The following is an 18,095-nucleotide window of genomic DNA, read 5'->3' as shown; positions in this document are numbered from 1 at the left end:
ACAGGACCTAGGGTGGGTCACATGCCCCTGCGCGTCTCCGGAAGACTCACCCGCCGCCGCGGTCCCGTCGGCGACCGGTGCCCCATCGACCGCACGCTGAGCGTCGTGAACAGCCGCTCGGCGTGGCTGCTGCTGCGCGAGGCGTTCTACGGCTCGACGCGGTTCGACGACCTGGTCCGGCTGACCGGCCTGAGCGAGGCCGTCGTCGCCTCCCGGCTCAAGGAGCTCGTCGAGCACGAGGTCCTCGAGCGCCGGCCCTACCAGGAGGAGGGCCGCCGCACGCGCCAGGAGTACGTCCTCACCGAGCGCGGCCACGACCTGCTCCCGGTCCTCCTCGCCCTGGGCCGCTGGAGCCGCAAGCACTCCCCCGAGGGCGGCTCCCCCACCTGGCTCCACGACGGCTGCGACCACGAGGTCGACCTCGACCTGCGCTGCACCGCCGGCCACCACGTCGTCGAGAACGAGCTGGTCGTCACGAGCTGAGGGGTCGTCGGGTGGGCGGCCTGCGGGTGGGCGGCCTGCGGATGGGTGCCCGGCGGGCGGGGCCCTGCAAATGTGGCGGGTGGGTCTCCCTGGCGGAGCGGGCTGGCCCCGGTCGTCACATTGGCACGGCAGACCACTGCCAATGTGGCCCGTGGGATCCCGCCCCGGCGTGGAGGTGGTCTCGGCGTCACATTGGCAGAGCGATCCCGTGCGAAAGTGGCGCCCGGTGATCGACGTACGGCACACCAGGCTCACGCGCGACATTTGCAGAGCGGGGCCGCACCTGTAGGCCTTACCCGACCTCCGACCCCCGACCCCCGACCCCCCGACCGCCCCCCGCACGCCGCCGTACGCCGACCTCCCCGCGCCGGGGGTACCCCCCTGACGACCTGGTCGTCCGGTGCCCGGTTCGTCCAGCCACATCGTCAGGGACTACCCCGCCACCCCGGGCGCCACCGCCCACCGGACACCCCCGGCACACCAGCAACCCCGGCCCACCGATCAGGTGGGCCGGGGTCGCGGAGGGGTCAGGCGTGCGCTGCCGTGGTGCCGGCGGGCGAGCCCTGGTGGTCGACGGCGGCCTGGATCTTGCCGGCGAGGAACTCCGAGGCGAAGCCGAGGAGCGCTCCGGCGACGACCGCGACCAGGGTGCCGGTGAGGTCGAAGGCGGTGCCGAAGAAGACGGCCGTGCCGGCGAAGCCTCCGGGGATGAAGGACAGCAGCGGCAGGGCGGCCTCCAGGCAGAGGATGAAGGCGATCACCGTGACCATGACCGACAGGGCCAGCGTCGACTTGCTGACGTGGTCCAGGCCCTGGCTGATCACCCAGCCCCAGAAGACGCCGGCGACGTTGGCGGCCAGGCCCTTGGCCAGCCCCCCGGTCCCTCCGCCGGCGGCGAAGAAGCAGGCCCAGGCGACGAACGCCACCCAGGTGACCAGCGTCAGCTCCACGCTGACGAAGGTCCACAACCCGGCGAGCACGCCGACCGAGATCGCGACTCCCAGCAGACTCTTCATGACTACTTCCTTTACGGGGTGAGGATGGCGCGACCGCGGATGCGGCCGTTGTCCAGGTCGTCGACGGCGCTCTGGAAGTCGTCCAGGGCGTACTTCGCGGTGTGCAGCTTCACGTCGCCCTGCGCGGCGAGGACCATCAGCTCGGACAGGTCGTTGTAGGAGCCGACCAGGTTGCCGATGAAGTTGATCTCGGTGGAGACGATGTCGATCGTGGGGACGTCGATGTTCTCGCCGTACCCGACGACGTGGTAGTCGCCGGCCCGCCGCAGCATCCGCACCCCCTCGGCCGTCGCGCCGCCCTCGCCGACGAAGTCCACGACGACCTCGGCGCCGTTGCCTCCGGTGAGCTCGAGGACCTGGTCGACCTGCCCGCCCTCGGCGACGACGCCGTGGTGGGCGCCGATCGAGAGGGCCAGCTTCACCGCGTCGGCGTTGCGGTCGACCACGACCAGCTGGGCCGCGGTCATCGCCTTGAGCACCTGGATGCCGATGTGGCCCAGGCCGCCGGCGCCGATCACGACGCAGGTGTCCCCGGGACGCAGCCGACGGGCCGCCTTCGCCGCCGCGTGGTACGCCGTGAGCCCGGCGTCGGCGAGCGCGGCGATGTCCGACGGCTCGAGCGAGGCGTCGATCTTGACCACGCTGCGGGCCGAGGTCTTGAGGTACTCCGCGTAGCCGCCGTCGGTGTCGATCCCGGGGAACTGGCTGGCCTCGCAGTGGACGTCGTCACCCGACCGGCACGCCCGGCACAGCCCGCAGGTGACCAACGGGTGCACGATGACCGTGTCGCCCTCCTTCACGTTGGTCACCGCGCTGCCGACCGCGTGCACCCAGCCGGCGTTCTCGTGCCCGATCGTGTAGGGCAGCGCGACGTTCGACTTCTCCTGCCACTGCCCCTCGAGGATGTGCAGGTCGGTGCGGCACACCCCCGCTCCGCCGATCTTCACGATCACGTCGAAGGGGCCGGTCGGCTCCGGGACGGGCAGCTCGGTCATCTCGAGCTTCTGGTGGTAGCCGACGACCTGGACGGCTCGCATGGTGCTCACTGGGGGGCCTCCTCGAGGGTGCGGGTGGGGATCTGGGGCACGGGCAGGAACGTCGGGTCGTACGCCGCGTCGGCGGGCTCGGCGCCCTCGGGACGGTTGACCTGGTCGGCCTCCGACCCGGGGTAGCGGGTGCGCAGCAGCCCCCGGCAGAAGTGGGCGTTGCCGTCGATCGAGATCCGTGTCGAGCGGGCCAGGCGCAGCTGCAGCGGCGCGTCGACCTCGGCGTACCCCTGCCCGGTGTGGTCGACCAGCACCAGCGCGTCCGGGTCGTCGGGCAGCCCGACGCCCTCGCGGCGCCGGGTCAGCGCCGCGCGCTGCGGACCCTCGGGCAGGTCCCGCAGCCGTACGCCGGCCACGTCGGCCTCGGTCAGGTCCGGACGGGCGCGCAGCAGCGCGGTCAGCGCCCGCTCGCTCGCGGCCGTGTGGGCCTTGCGGCGGAAGGTCGCCCGCAGCTCCTCGAGGTCCTGCTCGGCCTCGTGCTTGAAGGTCCCCTTGTAGCCCGCGTCCGCGGCCAGGCCGACGTTGATCAGGTCGGAGTCGTGGTGGTCGTCGAGCTCGACGACCACCGGGCGGCCGCCGTTGAGGGCGACCAGCGCGTCCTTGCTGTCCGAGGCCATCAGGTAGGCGAAGTTCGGCGAGCAGAACGACGTGGGCAGCCGCAGGTGCACCTCGACGGCCCCCTCGTCGGAGACCGCGACCGAGCGCACGAAGCCCAGGTCGGTGATCGGCTCGTCGAGCTCGGGGTCGATCACGACGTCCAGCGCGCGCAGCACCTGCTCCCGACCGAGGACCGGCCGGACGGGTGGGACGGGCGCCTCGTGGCGCAGGGTCGCCGTCATCGGGCGCCGGCCAGGTCCCGGTCCGCGGCCTCGGGCTCACGGGGACCCGTGGCGGGCTCGTCGGCGTCGGGCAGCTGCAGCTCGGCCGGCACCGGGATGTCGTACATCTTGGCGGCGTTGAGGCCGAGGACCTTCTTCTTGGCCTCGGTGGTCAGCGGGGCGTACTCGCTCATGTCCTCGGGGATCTGGAAGTCCACGAACGACTCGACCAGCCACTTCGGCGTCCACAGCGCGTAGTCGGAGGAGAACTGGATCCGGTCCTCCCCGATCCAGTACATGAGCTCGCCGATGATCTGGGCGAAGTAGCGCGGACGGGTGTGGATGAAGGGCATCGCGACGGCGAGACCGGCGTGGACGTTGGGCTCCTGGGTGGCGATCCAGCAGAAGTCCTCCAGGCGCGGCAGTCCGCAGTGCTCGACCACGAAGTTGAGGTCGGTGAAGTCGGTGGCGACCTTGTCGACGTCCGCGACGTCGAAGGCGTCGCGGTCCAGGGGGCGGATGGTCGGGCCCTTGTGCACGTGGACGTTCTTGATCCCGACCTCGCGGCAGACCTCGAAGTAGCGGTAGGCCCACGGGTCGTCGAGCTTCCAGCCGCGGGACTCCCCGTGCCACTCGGCGGTGTAGAGCTTGACGCCCTTGAGGCCGAAGCGCTCGGCGTCGGCGCGGAGCTGGTCGAGGCCGGCCTCGCCGTTGCGCGGGTCGAAGTTGTGGTTGTAGGTGAGCTTGTCGGGGTTGGCCTGGGTGAGCGCGAAGGCCTCCTCGGTCTGGCCGAAGCCGTTGTTGTAGAACTCCCCGAGGTACGCCGGCTGGAAGATCGCGTGGTCGACGTACCCGTCGGTGAAGAGGTCCTTCATCAGGCGCTCGCCGCCCTGGTAGAGGTAGTCCTCGTAGGTCCACGTCTCCGACTCGGGGCTGAGGTTGGCGTGGTAGTCGTAGAAGCAGTCGATGAACTGCTTGCCGTGGATGTTGCGCTGGTTCTCGGGCCGCGCGTCCCACAGGGCGACGTGGGCGTCGACGATGAAGTAGTTCTCGCCGTCCTTGCTGTACATGAAGGGCTCCTCGCGTTCGTCGTGACGTCTGTCACACTCGGTGCGGGCGACGCTAGGTCGGAGCCAGGCCCCGCGGCCGGTCGCGGAGTCTCAATCTGAGACTGGCGCGTCTCGTCCTGAGACACGGGTCGGTCGCGCACGACCGACCTCGCTCTGTAACCTGGGTCACACCGCGACGCGGCCCACTCCGGCGCCGTGCCGGGCAGGTCGGAGGTGCGGGGTGACCGAGCGGTCCCGGCTGGCGCACGACCTCGACGCGGGGGCCGGCCACGTCGTCCTGGACCAGCTGCCCCACCGGCTGCGCGAGTCCTGGCGTCGCAGCGAGGACTACGGTGTCCCCCTCGAGAGCGTCGAGCCGGTCTTCACCGGCACCCACGACGTCGGGTCGCTGTTCCAGGAGTGCGGGCACGAGGTGCTGACCGCGCTCCACCGGACCCTGGCCGACGAGCCGGTGAGCATGATGCTCACCGACGCCGAGGGCCTGGTCCTCAACCGGTTCAGCGGCGACCACGCCCTGCTCCGGGCCCTGGACCGCGTCCACCTCGCGCCGGGGTTCGCCTACAGCGAGCGGGAGGCCGGCACCAACGGGCTCGGGCTCGCCCTGGCCGATCGGGCGCCGGCCCTGGTGCGCGCCGAGCAGCACTACTCCCTGAGCCTGTGCACCTACACCTGCGCCGCCGTGCCGGTCCTGGACCCCCACACCGGCCGGCTCGAGGGGGCCGTCAACCTGACCACCTGGTCGGACTCCACCTCGGAGCTGCTGCTGGCCCTGGCCCAGTCGGCGGCCAGCAACACCTCCTCGCTGATGCTCTCGCGCTCGGGCGGCCTCCAGGCGCGGCCCGCCGCGCGCGGGGAGGTCTTCCGGGTGGTCCCGCCCCGTCTCGAGCCGGGCTCGGGGACGACCGCCGACCTCGGCCACACCTGGACCGACGCGTTGCGCCGGGTGCGGGAGGCGCTCCGCGACGGCCGGGTGGTCGCGGTCGTCGGCGAGGCCGGGGCGGGCCGCACCACGCTGCTGGCGCAGGCCGTGCGCCTGCACCACCCGCGCGGCCGGATCCTGGCCGCCAGCCCGCCGGACCCCCAGGACGCCGAGACGTGGCTCTCGCTGTGGCTGCCCGAGGTCGGCAAGCCGCACACCGCCGTGGTCGCGCGCGACGTCGACCACCTCCCGGTGTGGGTGGCCCAGCGGATCGCCGACCTGACCGTCCCGGCCCTGACGCACGCCCGGAGCTCCTCGAGCGGCCCAGCGGCGACGACCGACGTGCCGCTGTGCCTGACCGCGGCCCGCTTCGAGGACATCCCGGCGCCGCTGGCCGCGCTGGTCGACACCGTCGTGCCGCTCCCCCCGCTGCGCGAGCGCACCGACGACGTCGTGGCCCTGACCCACCACCTGGCCCGGCGCACCCGCGGCCGCGACATCGGCGTCACCTCGGCCGCCGAGCACGTGCTGGAGAACCACGCCTGGCCCGGCAACGTGGCCGAGCTCCAGGAGGTGGTGCGCCAGGCCGCGATGATCACCGACACCATCGACCTGCGTCACCTGCCGCCGGCGCTGCTGTCGGGCTCGACCCGCAAGCTGTCGCGGATCGAGAGCTTCGAGCGCGACGAGATCATCCGGGTGCTGACCCAGGAGTCGGTCACCATGGCGGCGGCCGCCGAGGAGCTCGGGATGAGCCGCGCCACGATCTACCGCAAGCTCGCCCAGCTCGACATCAGGCTGCCCCGCTGAGGCGGCGGCACACGACGTCGGCCGGGTGAGGGCCGCCGCGGATGACTCCCCCCGGTGCCACCCACGACGACCCTGCCATCTCCGCTTTGGGCGAGACACCCCGATCGTGCCGTTCGTGAGCATTGAGCGGTACTAGCCACGCGGCTAGTTCTGCCGGGCCGGTCCAGGCCGGGGCAGCGGGCCGGGGACGACGAGACCCCCGGACCAGCAGGGCGGTCCGGGGGTCGGGACTGTTCTCCGGGCTGTTCCTCCGGGTGGGTCAGCGACCGAGGACGGTGCGGTCGACGCGGCGGTGGAAGGCCATGCCGGCCAGGCCGCCGAGCACCGCGCCGACCAGGGCCACGACCACGACGCCGACCAGAGCGACGACGGCGGCCAGGGTCAGGTCACCGAAGCTGGACGGGATCCGGGGGAAGCTGTTCAGGTTGTTCAGCACGTCGAACTTCGCGCCACCGATGGCACCCAGGACCGCCACGACGATCGCCGCGACGACGGCCCAGCCGAACACGGCCAGGCCCTGACGGGCACCGTCGAAGCGCGCCATGCGGCCCGCGACGTAGCCACCGCTGTAGTAGGACACGAACACCACCACGAGCAGCGCGATCACGCCGATCCAGCCGATGTCGCTGGTCGAGATCCCCTGGCTCTTGGCCGCACCGGCGACCTGCGAGGCGCTCGAGACCAGCCCGACACCCGCACCCGCAGCCGCGATCAGCGCGGTCAGCAGCACGGCCATGCCGGTCGCGGTGATCCACCCGAAGAACGCGCAGAAGACCTTGACGCCGCCGAAGCGCTCCTTGCCGCGGGCCACGGCCTCCTTGCGGCTCAGGGTGGCGGGCTCGTCGGCGACAGGACGGCCGGTGCGGTCGGCGGGCTCGCGGTCCAGCGGGGTCTTCTCGTGGGTGCTCATGTCTCTCCTGGTGAGGTGGGGAAGCCCCGCACCACGGGCGGCGCGAGGTCCCTCAGGAGTGCCCCACAAGTTGAAGATGAAACCAGGAGTGCACGACCGAATTCAGGCGGCCCCGGCCGTGGGGGCCGGCGACGAGTCGGCCACCGGGGCCGCGGCCTGCCTGCGGGCCGCCCCGCCGCGACCGAGGAGCAGGCGCAGCGTCGTGGCGAGCAGGGCGGCGTACCCACCCCAGGAGCGCGGGTCGAGCACGAGCGCGGACGTCGCCTGGCCCGACGGCGCCGGGAGGCCCTCGAACCGCGCCTCCATCCAGGCCAGCATCATCGGCTGGGCCAGCACCATCAGCCCGATGTGCTCGCTCACCTGGTCGCGGACGTAGCGGACGGTGGCGCCACCGGCGACGTACCTCTCGACCAGGGCGTCGACGTCGCGGACGTCGATGACCAGGTCGCGGGTCGCCTGCACCACGAGCAGCGGGCACTGCGGCACCTCGTGGCCCAGCCGCAGGTCGTCGAAGACCTCGATCACCTCGGGCCGGGCCAGCACGTCGGCCAGCGGCACGTCCACGAAGTCGTCGAAGTCCTGGTGGCGGTGGCGCAGCACGGCGGCCGTCGTGGTGAGCCGGCGCAGCCGCGCCAGCCGGCGCTGGCCGCGCTCGGTCGTGGTCTCCTCGATGACCTGCTCGAGGCCGGGGTAGACCTCGGCCAGGCCCGCCACCACCATGGCCGGCAGTCCGGCGAAGAAGGTCGCGTTGAGCTTGACGAAGGCCTCGCCCGGGTCGCCCACGGGGGAGCCCAGGACGCCGCCGACCAGGTCGATCTCGGGGGCGTACGCCGGCGCCTCCTGCGCGGCCCACGCCGAGGCCATCCCCCCGCCGGAGTAGCCGAAGAGCCCCACCCGGCTGCGCGGCGACAGCCCCGCGGGCTCGAAGGCGAGGCTGGCCCGGACGCCGTCCAGCACCCGGCGACCGGGCTCGCGGGGCGCGCCGAAGACTCCGAGCAGCCCCTCGTGGTCGGCGACGGAGACCGCGAACCCGCGCTCGAGCAGGTCGCCGATGAAGGACAGCTCGAGCGGCGGCAGCGCCCCGAGGGGCAGCTTGCCGGCGCGCAGCGCGTAGGAGGGGAAGCACAGGTCGGAGACCGCGTCGATGGCGCACTGGTAGGCCACCAGCCCGCGCGGAGCGCCGCCAGGTGCCAGGTGCGGGAGCACCAGGGTGGTGACGGCCAGCTCCGGCCGGCCGTGCAGGTCGGTGCTGCGGTAGGCCAGCTGCCAGGCGGTCATCCGCTCCTGGCGCACGGCTCCGAGGTAGGCCAGCGACACCGACCGGCTGCGCACGAGCTCGCCCGGCGCCAGCTCGGCGAGACCGTCGGGGGCCCGGTGGAAGGGGTCCTCGCGCGGCCGCAGCCGGGGGCCGGGCTCGGGCGTGGGGTGCTGGGCGTGCGGGCGGTGCGACATCGGGCTCCCGGGCGTCGACCCGGCCGAGCGGCCGGGTGCTCCACGATGATCCCCGTCCGGCCCCGCCCGCACCTCCCCGTCTCACCGCCGGGCCGCGCCGCGCCCCGGGCCGGGAGTCAGAGGAAGTACAGCCGGGACAGCGCGACGGTGTCGGCCGGCTCGGAGTGGACGTGCTCGCCGTCGACGGTGACCCGGCCCACCGGGTCGACCCGCACCTCGGCGACGCGGTCGTTGTGGACCATCTGGGCCGGGCCGATCCCGCGGGTGCCGCGCACCGCGACCCGGCGGCGACGGGTGGCGAGGTGGTCGTCCTCGGACTCCGCGGCTGCCTGGCTCACGAACGCCACCGACAGCTCGGCGGCGGTCGGCCCGTGGGCGCCGAGGTGCGGCCCGATCACCAGCGGCTCGGCGGCGTCGATGCTGGCGTTGGGGTCCCCCGTCACGCCGTACGCCGGGAAGCCGGCCTTGAGGACCAGCTCGGGCTTGGCCCCGAAGTGGTCGGGCCGCCACAGCACCACGTCGGCCAGCTTGCCCACCTCCAGCGAGCCGACCTCGTGGGCCAGCCCGTGCGCGATCGCGGGGTTGAGGGTCAGCTTGGCGATGTAGCGCCGCGCCCGGTCGTTGTCGTGGCGCAGGTCGACCGCCCCGCGCTCGGCCTTCATCTTCGAGGCCATCGCGAAGGTCCGGCGGATCGTCTCCCCGGCCCGGCCCATGCCCTGGGCGTCGGAGGAGGTGATCGCGATGATGCCGAGGTCGTGCAGCACGTCCTCGGCCCCCATCGTGCTGGCCCGGATGCGCTCGCGGGCCATCAGGGCGTCCCCGGGCAGGTCGGGCTTGAGGTCGTGGGCGTCGACGATCATGTGGAAGTGCTCGTCGACCGCGTCACGGCCGAACGGCAGCGTCGGGTTGGTCGAGGACGCGATCACGTTCGGCTCGCCGGCCAGGCGCATCACGTTCGGCACGTGCCCGCCGCCGCAGCCCTCGACGTGGAAGGCGTGGATCGTGCGTCCCTCGAGCACCGCGAGGGTGTCCTCGACCGAGAGGCACTCGTTGAGGCCGTCGGAGTGGAGGGCGACCTGGACGTCGTACGCCTCGGCGGCGGTGAGCGCGGAGTCCAGCGCCCGGGTGTGCGCGCCGATGTCCTCGTGGACCTTGAAGCCGCACACCCCGCCCTCGACCAGGGCCTCCTCCAGGGGTGCCTGCGCCGAGGTCGACCCGCGGCCCAGGAAGCCGACGTTGACCGGCCAGGCGTCGAACGCCGCGAACGCCCGGCGCAGCGCCCACGGCGTGCTGATGCCGGGACCCCACACGGGCCCGAACTCCTGGCTGATCACGGTGGTGACGCCGGAGGCCAGCTCGGCCTCGACCACCCGCGGGGAGAGCAGGTGGACATGGGTGTCGATCGCGCCGGCGGTGGCGATCAGGCCCTCGCCCGCCACGATCGTGGTGCCGGTCCCGACGACCACCTCCACGCCGTCGAGGGTGTGCGGGTTGCCGGCCCGCCCGACCGCGGCGACCCGCCCGTCGCGGATGCCGATCGAGGTCTTGCGCACCCCCAGGACCGCGTCGATCACCAGCACGTTGCTGATCACCAGGTCGCAGGTCTCCCGGGCCTTCGCGGCGAGCACGTGCAGCCCGTCGCGGGCGGTCTTGCCGAACCCGACGACGAACTCGTCCCCGGCGCGGCTGCTGTCGGACTCGACCTCGACGACCAGGCCCGTGTCGCCGAGGCGCACCCGGTCGCCGGCGCGTGGTCCGTAGGCGCCGACCTGGTCGCGTCCGGTGAACGTCACGACGCCTCCTGCGGGCCGGCGTACCCGACCTCGTGCTCGTAGCCGCAGGCGACGGCCCGCTCCAGCGCCTGCTCGCGCGCGCCGGGGGCGTCGAGCGGCCCGTCGACCAGCCCCGCGAAGCCGATCGCCACCCGCTGACCGCCGATCGGTGTGAGCCCGACCGTGCGGGTCTCGCCGGGCCCGAAGCGCACCGAGGACCCGGCGGGCACCGCCAGCCTCCGGCCGTACGCCGCCGCACGGTCCATCCGCAGCCGCGGGTTGGCCTCCAGGAAGTGGAAGTGCGAGGTCACGCTGATCGGGACCTGCGCGGTGTTGGTGACCACCACCTCGACCACGTCGTCCCAGGTCAGGTCGGGCGCCGGGCCGAGCAGCACGCCGCCGGGCGGGAGGTCGCCCTCCTGGGGGTCCGGGCCGCCGACGGGGTCGGTGACCACGACGAGCCGGGTGCCGTCGTCGAAGACCGCCTCGACCTTGACCACCCCGACCACCTCGCGCACGCCGGGCAGCACGTCGTCGGGCCCGAGCACGGCGCGTCCCGCCGCCTCGGCCTCGGCCAGGCGCCGTCCGTCGCGGGCGGCCTCGCACACCGTGTCGGCCACCAGCGCGGTCGTCTCGGGCACGTTGAGCAGCAGTCCCCGCGCCCGTCGGCGCCGGGCCAGGTCGGCGGCCGTCGAGATCAGCAGCCGGTCGCGCTCGGAGGGGGTCAGGCGCACGCGGTCACCACCCCTCCCCCAGCACCCGGTCGAGGGTGTCGACGAAGAAGTCGGCCGAGGCGACGTCCAGGCACAGCGGCGGCTTGATCTTCAGGACGTTCTGCCGGTCGCTGGTGGGCTGCACGACGACCCCGAGCTCGAGCATGCGCTCGCAGATCGCGGCGGTCTCCTCGGCGGCCGGCTCCAGGGTGACCAGGTCGCGGACCAGCTCGACCCCGAGGTAGAGGCCGTGGCCGTGCACGGCACCGACGAGGTCGTGCCGCGCGACCAGCTCCCGCAGGCGCGTCGCCAGGTGGTCGCCGACGACGCGGGCGTTGTCCTGGAGGCCCTCGTCGCGCAGGACGTCGAGGACGGCCAGACCGATCCGTGAGGACACCGGGCTGCCGCCGGCGGAGGAGAAGAAGTAGCCCGCGCCCCGGTAGGCGTCCGCCACGGCCCGGGTGGTGACCACGGCCCCGACCGGCGAGCCGTTGCCGACCCCCTTGGCCACGGCGACGACGTCGGGGACGACCCCCTGCTGCTCGAAGCCCCAGCGCCAGTGCCCCAGGCGGCCGTAGCCGACCTGGACCTCGTCGGCGACGGCCAGACCGCCGTGGCGACGCACGGCGGCGTACACCTGCGCGAGGTAGCCGTCGGGCAGGGCCATCCCGCCCGCGTTGCCGTAGTAGGCCTCCGCGACGAAGGCGGCCGGCGGGCGACCGGCCGCAGCCAGCGCGTCGATGCGCGCGACCGCCTCGGGGGCGTAGCGCCCGGCGTCAGACCCCCGGTGGGCACCGCGGTAGGGGTTCGCCGCCGGGACCGTGTGCACCCAGTCCGGGCGGGTCTCCAGGGCGTGGGGGTTGTCCGCGACCGAGGTGGACACGGCGTCGGAGGCGTAGGTCCACCCGTGGTAGGCCTCGGCCATCGCGACCACGTCGTGGCGCCCCGTGCCCACCATCGCCAGCCGCAGCGCGAGGTCGGTCGCCTCGGAGCCGGAGTTGACCAGGAAGACCGTGTCCAAGGGGTCGGGCAGCAGCTCGCCCAGCCGGTCGGCGAACTCCGCGATGGCCCCGTAGTGGAACCGCGAGTTGGTGTTGAGCAGCCGCAGCTGCCGGGCGGCCACGGCCGCGATCCGCGGGTGGGAGTGGCCCACGATCGCCACGTTGTTGATCATGTCGAGCAGCGGCCGGCCCTCGTCGGTGACCAGGTGGTGCCGCCAGCCGCGCTCGACGCGCGGCGGCGTCCGGTAGTAGTGCTCCTGCACCTCGGCCACGGTGCGCTCGCGCCGCCGCAGCAGCGCGTCCGCCGTGCCGCTGCCGACCACGTCGGCGGCCGGCGTCGGCGCCAGCCCGAGCAGGGGGGCGGGGTCGAGGACGCCCGCCAGCCACCCCGGGGCGTACGCCGCCGCGACCGCCTCGGGGGTCCGCGCGGCGTCCCGCCCGAGGGTGATCCGCACCCGCGAGCCGGGGGTCGTCGTGCCCAGGACCTCCCCCGCCGCGACGGTCGTCCCGGCGGCCGGGTCGGGCCGCCCGGACAGCCCCGAGAGCACGAGGTCGAGGTCGTCCACGGCCAGGACGACCCGGCCGTGCTCGTCGCGGGTCACCCGACCGGCCCAGGGGGCCCGCAGGTCGGTCGGCGCAGCCGTCCACAGGTCGACGCCGGTGGCGACGGTGGCCGGCGCCTCGTGGGCGGGGCCGGTGGTGCCGGCCAGCCGCGCCTCGCCCCAGCGGGTCACGACCGCGCGCCGCCCCACCCCGAGGAGGTCGCCCACGACCCGGTCGACGACGTCGGGGTCGCGCCAGGCGCCCTCGTCCACCAGCGGCGAGGTGGAGCCGAGGTCGAGCACCTCGACGCCGGACGGCCCGGTCTGGTCGGCCGGGTCGACCAGGTCGGCGACCGGACCGTGCGACTCCGGCAAGGCGCCGGCCCCGGACGGGAGGCCCAGACCCGCACGCAGGACGCCGGTCATCACCTCGGCGGGCAGCGACAGCGCCTGCTCGGTGATCCGCCACTCGCGGACCAGCCGGGTCTCGGCGTACGCGTTGTCGCCGTCGAGGGCCGTCTGGTGGCAGCCGCTCGCGACGAGGACGGCGGCGCGGAGGACGACCAGCGGCCAGAGCGCGTCGACCTCGGCCGCGCTGAGCGGTCGCACCGCGTGGAAGGCGCGGACCGCCGGCAGCACGTCGACCGCCGCGTTGCCCGGGTGGTGCAGGACGGAGCTGATCGTGATCGCGAGCTCGGCCACCGTCCAGGTGCGGGTGAGGTCACCGAGGTCGATGACGCCGTCGAGGCGGCCCGGTCCGAGGACCGTGTTGTCGTCGGTGAGGTCGAGGTGGACGACCTGCAGCGGCAGCTGGTCGGCGAGGGCCGCGACCCGGTCCCACGCGTCCGCGGCCGCCGCCAGCACCCGCGCGCGGCGGTCCTCGGGCAGGGACGCCCCCAGGGCCGCCAGCACGTCGGCGGCGTGGCGGGGGTCCCACTGCGCCAGCCGGGCGGGCTCGGGGACGTCGAGGTCGGCGCCGGCCAGCGCGACGTCGACCAGGGCCGCGAGCTCCCCCAGCCGGGCCACGACCGCCCGGGAGAGGTGACCCCGGTCGGCGAGGGTGCCGCCGCCGAGGAACCGCACCAGGCGGGCCACGGCGGGGCCGTCCGGGGTGTCCACGAAGGCCCGCAGCGCCGCGCCGTCCGACCCGCGGAGGACCTGCGCGACCCGCAGGTCGGGCCGTGCCGCGGCGATCGCGTCCGCCGCCCGGTCCTGGGCCTCCACCTCGGCGAGGGTGAACACCGGGTTGGACACCTTGAGGACCGCGACGGGCTCGCCCGCGGGTGAGGTCAGGAGGAAGTTCGCGTCCTGGTTGCTGCCCAGCCCCCGCGCGACGACCTCGCGCCCGAGACCCCCGAAGTGCGCGGCCACCGTCCGCACGGCCCAGTCCGCGTCGACCTGCGGTGCCGGCAGGTCGACCAGCTCGCGCGGGTGGGCACTCACCCCGTCACCGCCCCGACGACACCCGCGACACCCGCAGCCGGCTGCTGCTGGGTGATGCAGTGGATGCCCCCGCCGCCGGCGAAGACGTCACGGGCCGGGACCATCACGACCCGACGACCGGGGTACGCCGCCTCCAGGACCGCCTTCGCCTCGGCGTCGCGCGGGTCGTCGAACGCGCACCCCACGACGCCACCGTTGACCACGAGGTGGTTGACGTAGCTGTGGTCCACCCAGCCCTCCTCGTCCCGCAGGCCCTCGGGCGCCGTCAGCTCGAGGACCTCCCAGGTGCTGCCGTCGGCGTCGTGGCTGGCGCGGAGCACCTCGAGGATCTCGCGGGTGATCGCGTGGTCGGGGTGGGCCGGGTCGGGCTGCACGTGCACGAGCAGGACCCCGGGCGAGGGGATCGTGGCGGTGATGTCGACGTGGCCGCGGGTGCCGAGCCGCTGGGAGTCGCGGTGCAGGCCGCGCGGCAGCCAGACGACGTGGCGGGCGCCGATCGTGCGGGCGAGCTCGGCCTCGACGTCCTCCTTGCTCCAGCCCGGGTTGCGGCCCGGGTCGAGCTGGACGGTCTCGGTGACCAGGACGGTGCCGCGTCCGTCGACGTGGATCGCGCCACCCTCGTTGACCAGCGGGGACGACACGACCAAGACGCCCAGCCGGGCGGCGACGTGGCGGGCGACCTCTTGGTCCCGGTCCCAGGTCGCCCAGTCCTGCTGGCCCCAGCCGTTGAAGACCCAGTCGACCGCGCCGAGGCGCCCGTCCTCGTCGAGGACGAAGGTCGGGCCGATGTCGCGCATCCAGGCGTCGTCCAGGGGCACCTCGACGACCTCGATGCCGCCGGAGAGGTAGCGGGACGCCGTAGCTGCATCGGCCGGGTCGACCACCATCGTCACCGGCTCGAACTCCGCGACGGCGTGCGCCACCCGGGCCCACGCCGTGCGCGCGCGGTCGGCCGCCTGCGGGCTGTCGGCGACGTACGACGCACCGGGCGGGAACGCCATCCAGGTGCGCTCGTGCGGTTCGGTCTCGGCGGGCATGCGCCACGACATGGGGTTCTCCTGGGGGGACGGGCGGGAGGGAGTCGCAGTGCCGCGATCCAACCACGCCGAGAGGGGGATCCGCGCACGCCCATCCACGCCGAGAGGGGGATCCGCGCGCGCCCGATCGCACCGGGAGGCGGATCCGCGCACGGGGTGGGCGCACCGCCGGCCCGTGGCAGGGTGCACCCACGTCCGCGTGCACGACCCACCCCAGGAGGACCCCGTGACCGACCACCCCACCGGACCGGTCGCCGTGCTCGGCGCCGGCACGCTCGGCCGCCGCATCGCGCTGATGCTGGTCGCGGGCGGCACCGACGTGCGGCTGCACTCCCGCAGCGCGGAGACGCTGGCCGCGGCGACGGCGTACGTCGACGACCAGGTCCGCGCCCTCGCCACCGAGCTCGGGCCGGACCGCCCCGGCGAGGTGACCACCCACACGACCCTGGCCGAGGCCGTCGAGCGCGCCTGGCTGGTGGTCGAGTCGTTGCCGGAGGACCTCGCGCTCAAGCGCCGCGTCCTGGCCGAGGTCGACGCGCTGGTCGGGGCCGACGTCGTGCTGGCCACCAACTCCTCGTCGTACGCGAGCAGCGACCTGGTCGACGCGGTGAGCCACCCCGAGCGGCTGCTCAACGCCCACTTCCAGATGCCGCCGACGATGACCGCGGTGGAGCTGATGTCGTGCGGGCACACCGACCCCGCGCTGGTGCTGATGCTCTCGACCTTCCTCGAGCGCCACGGGCTGCAGCCGTTCCACGTGCGCACCGAGAGCGTTGGGTTCCTCTTCAACCGGGTGTGGGCGGCGATCAAGCGCGAGTGCCTGATGGTGCTCGACGAGGGCGTCGCGACACCCGAGGAGCTCGACCGGATCTTCCGGCTCTCGCTCGGCACCTCCCGCGGCCCGTGCGAGCTGATGGACCAGGTCGGGCTGGACGTGGTGCTGGCCGTCGAGGAGCACTACGCGCAGGTGCGCGACGGGCTGCCGGAGGGACCGCGCCGCCTCCTGAGGGCGTACGTCGACCGCGGCGACCTCGGGGTCAAGTCCGGCCGCGGCCTGCTCGACGACCACGCCCGCACCCCTGGCTGAACCCCCCCTGCTGAACTCCCTGCTTGCGAGGCCCGGCCTAGGCTCGGCGCGCCGACCCGACCGCACACCGAGGAGCGCCATGACCACCACCCTGAGCGACGAGATCGTGACCCTGCTGCGGTCGGGGGCGACCTGCTACGTCGCCACCACCATGCCCGACGGCTCGCCCCAGCTGACCCAGACCTGGGTCGACCACGACGGCGAGCACGTGCTGGTCAACACCGTGGTCGGCTACCAGAAGGCCCGCAACGTCGAGCGCGACCCGCGCATCGCCCTGACCGTGTCGGACCCGGCGAACCCGAGCCGCTACCACGAGATCCGCGGCGAGGTCGTCGAGGCGACGACCGAGGGCGGGGAGGAGCACATCGAGGTCCTGGCCCAGCGCTACCTCGGCCGGTCCTACCCGCGCTACGGCGGCGCCGACCAGCAGCGCCTCGTGCTCAAGATCGACCCGCGCCGCGTGCACTCGATGGGCTGAGGCCCGGCGGCGCGACGCGGGTCGATCCAGGGTCGCTCAGGCGTCGCCGGCGACGTACAGCAGGCGCTTGTTGACGAACTCGTCCATGCCGAACGGTCCGAGCTCGCGCCCGAAGCCGCTGCGCTTGACGCCACCGAAGGGCACCTCGGCGCCCTCGCCGGCGGGGGTGTTGACGTTGGACATGCCCACCTCCAGGCGGCTGGCGACTGCCTGGGCGCGGGCGGTGTCGCGGCTGAACACGGCCCCGCCGAGGCCGTAGTCGGAGTCGTTGGCCAGCGCGAGCGCCTCCTCGTCCGAGGAGACCTGGTAGACCACGGCGACGGGGCCGAAGAGCTCCTCGCGGTAGGCCTTCATCGACGAGGTGACCCCGGTCAGCACCGCCGGGGAGAAGTACGCCGCGTCCCCCTCGGCCAGCTCCCCGCCGACGTGCAGGGTCGCGCCCTGGGACACGGCCTCCTGCACCTGCGCGGCCAGCGTCTCGGCCGCGCGGCGCGAGGACAGCGGGGCGTACTCGCCGTCGGACAGCGACATCGGGTCGCCCGGGGTCAGGCCGCGGGCCTGCTCGACCAGCGCGTCGACGAACGCGTCGTAGGTGTCGTCCAGGACGATCATCCGCTTGTTGGAGTTGCACGCCTGGCCGGTGTTGTAGATGCGGGTGCCCCACGCGGTCTCCGCGGCAGCGGAGACGTCGTCGGTGTCGAGCACCACGTAGGGGTCGGAGCCGCCGAGCTCGAGCACGCACTTCTTCAGGTGCTGCCCGGCCAGCGCGGCGACGGCCGAGCCGGCCCGCTCCGAGCCGGTCAGCGAGACGCCCTGCACGCGGCGGTCGGCGATGACGGTCCCGACCTGGTCGTGGTCGACGAAGACGTTGCGGTAGACGCCCGACGGCAGCCCCGCGGCGTCGACGACCTCCTGGATCGCGAGCGCGCAGCCGGGCACCGACTCGGCGTGCTTGAGCAGGACGGTGTTGCCGAGCACCAGGTTGGGCGCCGCGAACCGGGCCACCTGGTAGTAGGGGAAGTTCCACGGCATCACGCCGAGCAGCAGCCCGACGGGACGGCGCTGCACCACGGCGCGGTCGCCGTCGGTCGAGATCTCGATCGGCTGGTCGGCGCCGAAGCGCGGGCCGTTGTCGGCGTAGTAGTCGAAGATCGCGACGCAGAACTCGACCTCCTCCACCGCCTCCGACCGGGGCTTGCCCATCTCGCGCACGGCAAGGTCGGCGAGCTCGTCGACGCGCCGCTCGAGCTCGCGGGCGATCCCCTTCACGACGGCGGCGCGGTCCTCGAGCGTGCGGGCGCTCCACTCGGCGTACGCCGCGTGGCCGGCGGCCAGCGCCGACTCCAGCTCCTCGCCGCTGATCGTGTCGTGGTCCGACTGCACCTCCCCGGTCGTGGGGCTGACGGAGCGGTAGGGCACTGGGCTCATGGCGGGGGTTCCTCCTGGGACGATCGTGCTGACGAGGCCCAGCATGCTGCACCGACCGCACCCGCCGACA

Annotated in this window: 15 protein-coding genes; 4 read left to right on the top strand and 11 right to left on the bottom strand. The window is 73.9% G+C overall.

Annotated elements, in window-relative coordinates:
* Window positions 1–21 precede the first annotated feature (21 nt).
* A complete protein-coding gene (locus ACYVDA_RS19255) occupies window positions 22–483 on the top strand; it encodes a winged helix-turn-helix transcriptional regulator (protein WP_460820121.1) in 462 nt (153 codons plus the stop codon).
* Window positions 484–1,010: 527 nt separating this feature from the next.
* On the opposite strand, the gene ACYVDA_RS19250 is transcribed toward ACYVDA_RS19255, so the two are convergent.
* From ACYVDA_RS19250 to ACYVDA_RS19235, 4 genes are read right to left on the bottom strand one after another with little or no spacing between them, the layout of a single operon-like run.
* Window positions 1,011–1,499: a DUF1097 domain-containing protein gene (locus ACYVDA_RS19250; protein ID WP_460820120.1), complete on the bottom strand. Its 489-nt coding sequence runs from the start codon at window positions 1,497–1,499 to the stop codon at window positions 1,011–1,013.
* Window positions 1,500–1,510: 11 nt separating this feature from the next.
* The gene (locus ACYVDA_RS19245) at window positions 1,511–2,536 is read right to left on the bottom strand and encodes an NAD(P)-dependent alcohol dehydrogenase (RefSeq protein WP_460820151.1); all 1,026 of its coding nucleotides are present in this window, start codon (window positions 2,534–2,536) and stop codon (window positions 1,511–1,513) included.
* A gap of 5 nt (window positions 2,537–2,541) precedes the next feature.
* Window positions 2,542–3,384, bottom strand: coding sequence for a metal-sulfur cluster assembly factor (locus tag ACYVDA_RS19240; RefSeq protein ID WP_460820119.1), 843 nt, complete (start codon window positions 3,382–3,384; stop codon window positions 2,542–2,544).
* The gene (locus ACYVDA_RS19235; protein WP_460820118.1) at window positions 3,381–4,433 is read right to left on the bottom strand and encodes an amidohydrolase family protein; all 1,053 of its coding nucleotides are present in this window, start codon (window positions 4,431–4,433) and stop codon (window positions 3,381–3,383) included. Before ACYVDA_RS19235 ends, ACYVDA_RS19240 begins: the two co-directional genes overlap by 4 nt.
* A gap of 220 nt (window positions 4,434–4,653) precedes the next feature.
* Between ACYVDA_RS19235 and ACYVDA_RS19230 the strand changes: the two genes are divergently transcribed.
* Complete coding sequence (locus ACYVDA_RS19230; RefSeq protein ID WP_460820117.1) at window positions 4,654–6,162, top strand: AAA-type ATPase lid domain-containing protein; 1,509 nt, start codon at window positions 4,654–4,656, stop codon at window positions 6,160–6,162.
* Window positions 6,163–6,421: 259 nt separating this feature from the next.
* On the opposite strand, the gene ACYVDA_RS19225 is transcribed toward ACYVDA_RS19230, so the two are convergent.
* The 6 genes from ACYVDA_RS19225 to ACYVDA_RS19200 form a co-directional block, all read right to left on the bottom strand.
* Complete coding sequence (locus tag ACYVDA_RS19225; RefSeq protein WP_460820116.1) at window positions 6,422–7,072, bottom strand: hypothetical protein; 651 nt, start codon at window positions 7,070–7,072, stop codon at window positions 6,422–6,424.
* A 102-nt stretch (window positions 7,073–7,174) separates the two neighbouring features.
* Entirely contained in the window at window positions 7,175–8,524 is a 1,350-nt protein-coding gene (locus ACYVDA_RS19220; protein WP_460820115.1) for a lipase family protein, read from the bottom strand.
* 116 nt (window positions 8,525–8,640) lie between these two features.
* The gene (locus ACYVDA_RS19215) at window positions 8,641–10,317 is read right to left on the bottom strand and encodes an urease subunit alpha (protein ID WP_460820114.1); all 1,677 of its coding nucleotides are present in this window, start codon (window positions 10,315–10,317) and stop codon (window positions 8,641–8,643) included.
* On the bottom strand, window positions 10,314–11,030 hold the full coding sequence (gene ureA / locus ACYVDA_RS19210) for an urease subunit gamma (protein ID WP_460820113.1): 717 nt from the start codon (window positions 11,028–11,030) through the stop codon (window positions 10,314–10,316). Before ureA ends, ACYVDA_RS19215 begins: the two co-directional genes overlap by 4 nt.
* A gap of 4 nt (window positions 11,031–11,034) precedes the next feature.
* Window positions 11,035–13,995 (bottom strand): aminotransferase, encoded by a 2,961-nt coding sequence (locus ACYVDA_RS19205; protein WP_460820112.1) that lies wholly within the window; start codon window positions 13,993–13,995, stop codon window positions 11,035–11,037.
* Window positions 13,992–15,044 (bottom strand): agmatine deiminase family protein, encoded by a 1,053-nt coding sequence (locus tag ACYVDA_RS19200; RefSeq protein WP_460820111.1) that lies wholly within the window; start codon window positions 15,042–15,044, stop codon window positions 13,992–13,994. Before ACYVDA_RS19200 ends, ACYVDA_RS19205 begins: the two co-directional genes overlap by 4 nt.
* A 214-nt stretch (window positions 15,045–15,258) precedes the next feature.
* Here ACYVDA_RS19200 and ACYVDA_RS19195 point away from each other — a divergent pair, with 214 nt between their 5' ends.
* The gene (locus tag ACYVDA_RS19195) at window positions 15,259–16,119 is read left to right on the top strand and encodes a 3-hydroxyacyl-CoA dehydrogenase family protein (protein ID WP_460820110.1); all 861 of its coding nucleotides are present in this window, start codon (window positions 15,259–15,261) and stop codon (window positions 16,117–16,119) included.
* 79 nt (window positions 16,120–16,198) lie between these two features.
* Window positions 16,199–16,597, top strand: coding sequence for a PPOX class F420-dependent oxidoreductase (locus ACYVDA_RS19190; protein ID WP_460820109.1), 399 nt, complete (start codon window positions 16,199–16,201; stop codon window positions 16,595–16,597).
* A 36-nt stretch (window positions 16,598–16,633) separates the two neighbouring features.
* Here the strand turns inward: ACYVDA_RS19190 and ACYVDA_RS19185 are convergent, their stop codons facing one another.
* Window positions 16,634–18,025, bottom strand: a complete 1,392-nt coding sequence (locus ACYVDA_RS19185) for an NAD-dependent succinate-semialdehyde dehydrogenase (protein ID WP_460820108.1) — start codon at window positions 18,023–18,025, stop codon at window positions 16,634–16,636.
* Between the last annotated feature and the right edge of the window lie 70 nt (window positions 18,026–18,095).

It is taken from the genome of Nocardioides korecus (genome assembly GCF_054778395.1).
The sequence above is the reverse complement of the archived record's forward strand: the minus strand, read 5'-3'. Positions and strand labels throughout refer to the sequence as shown.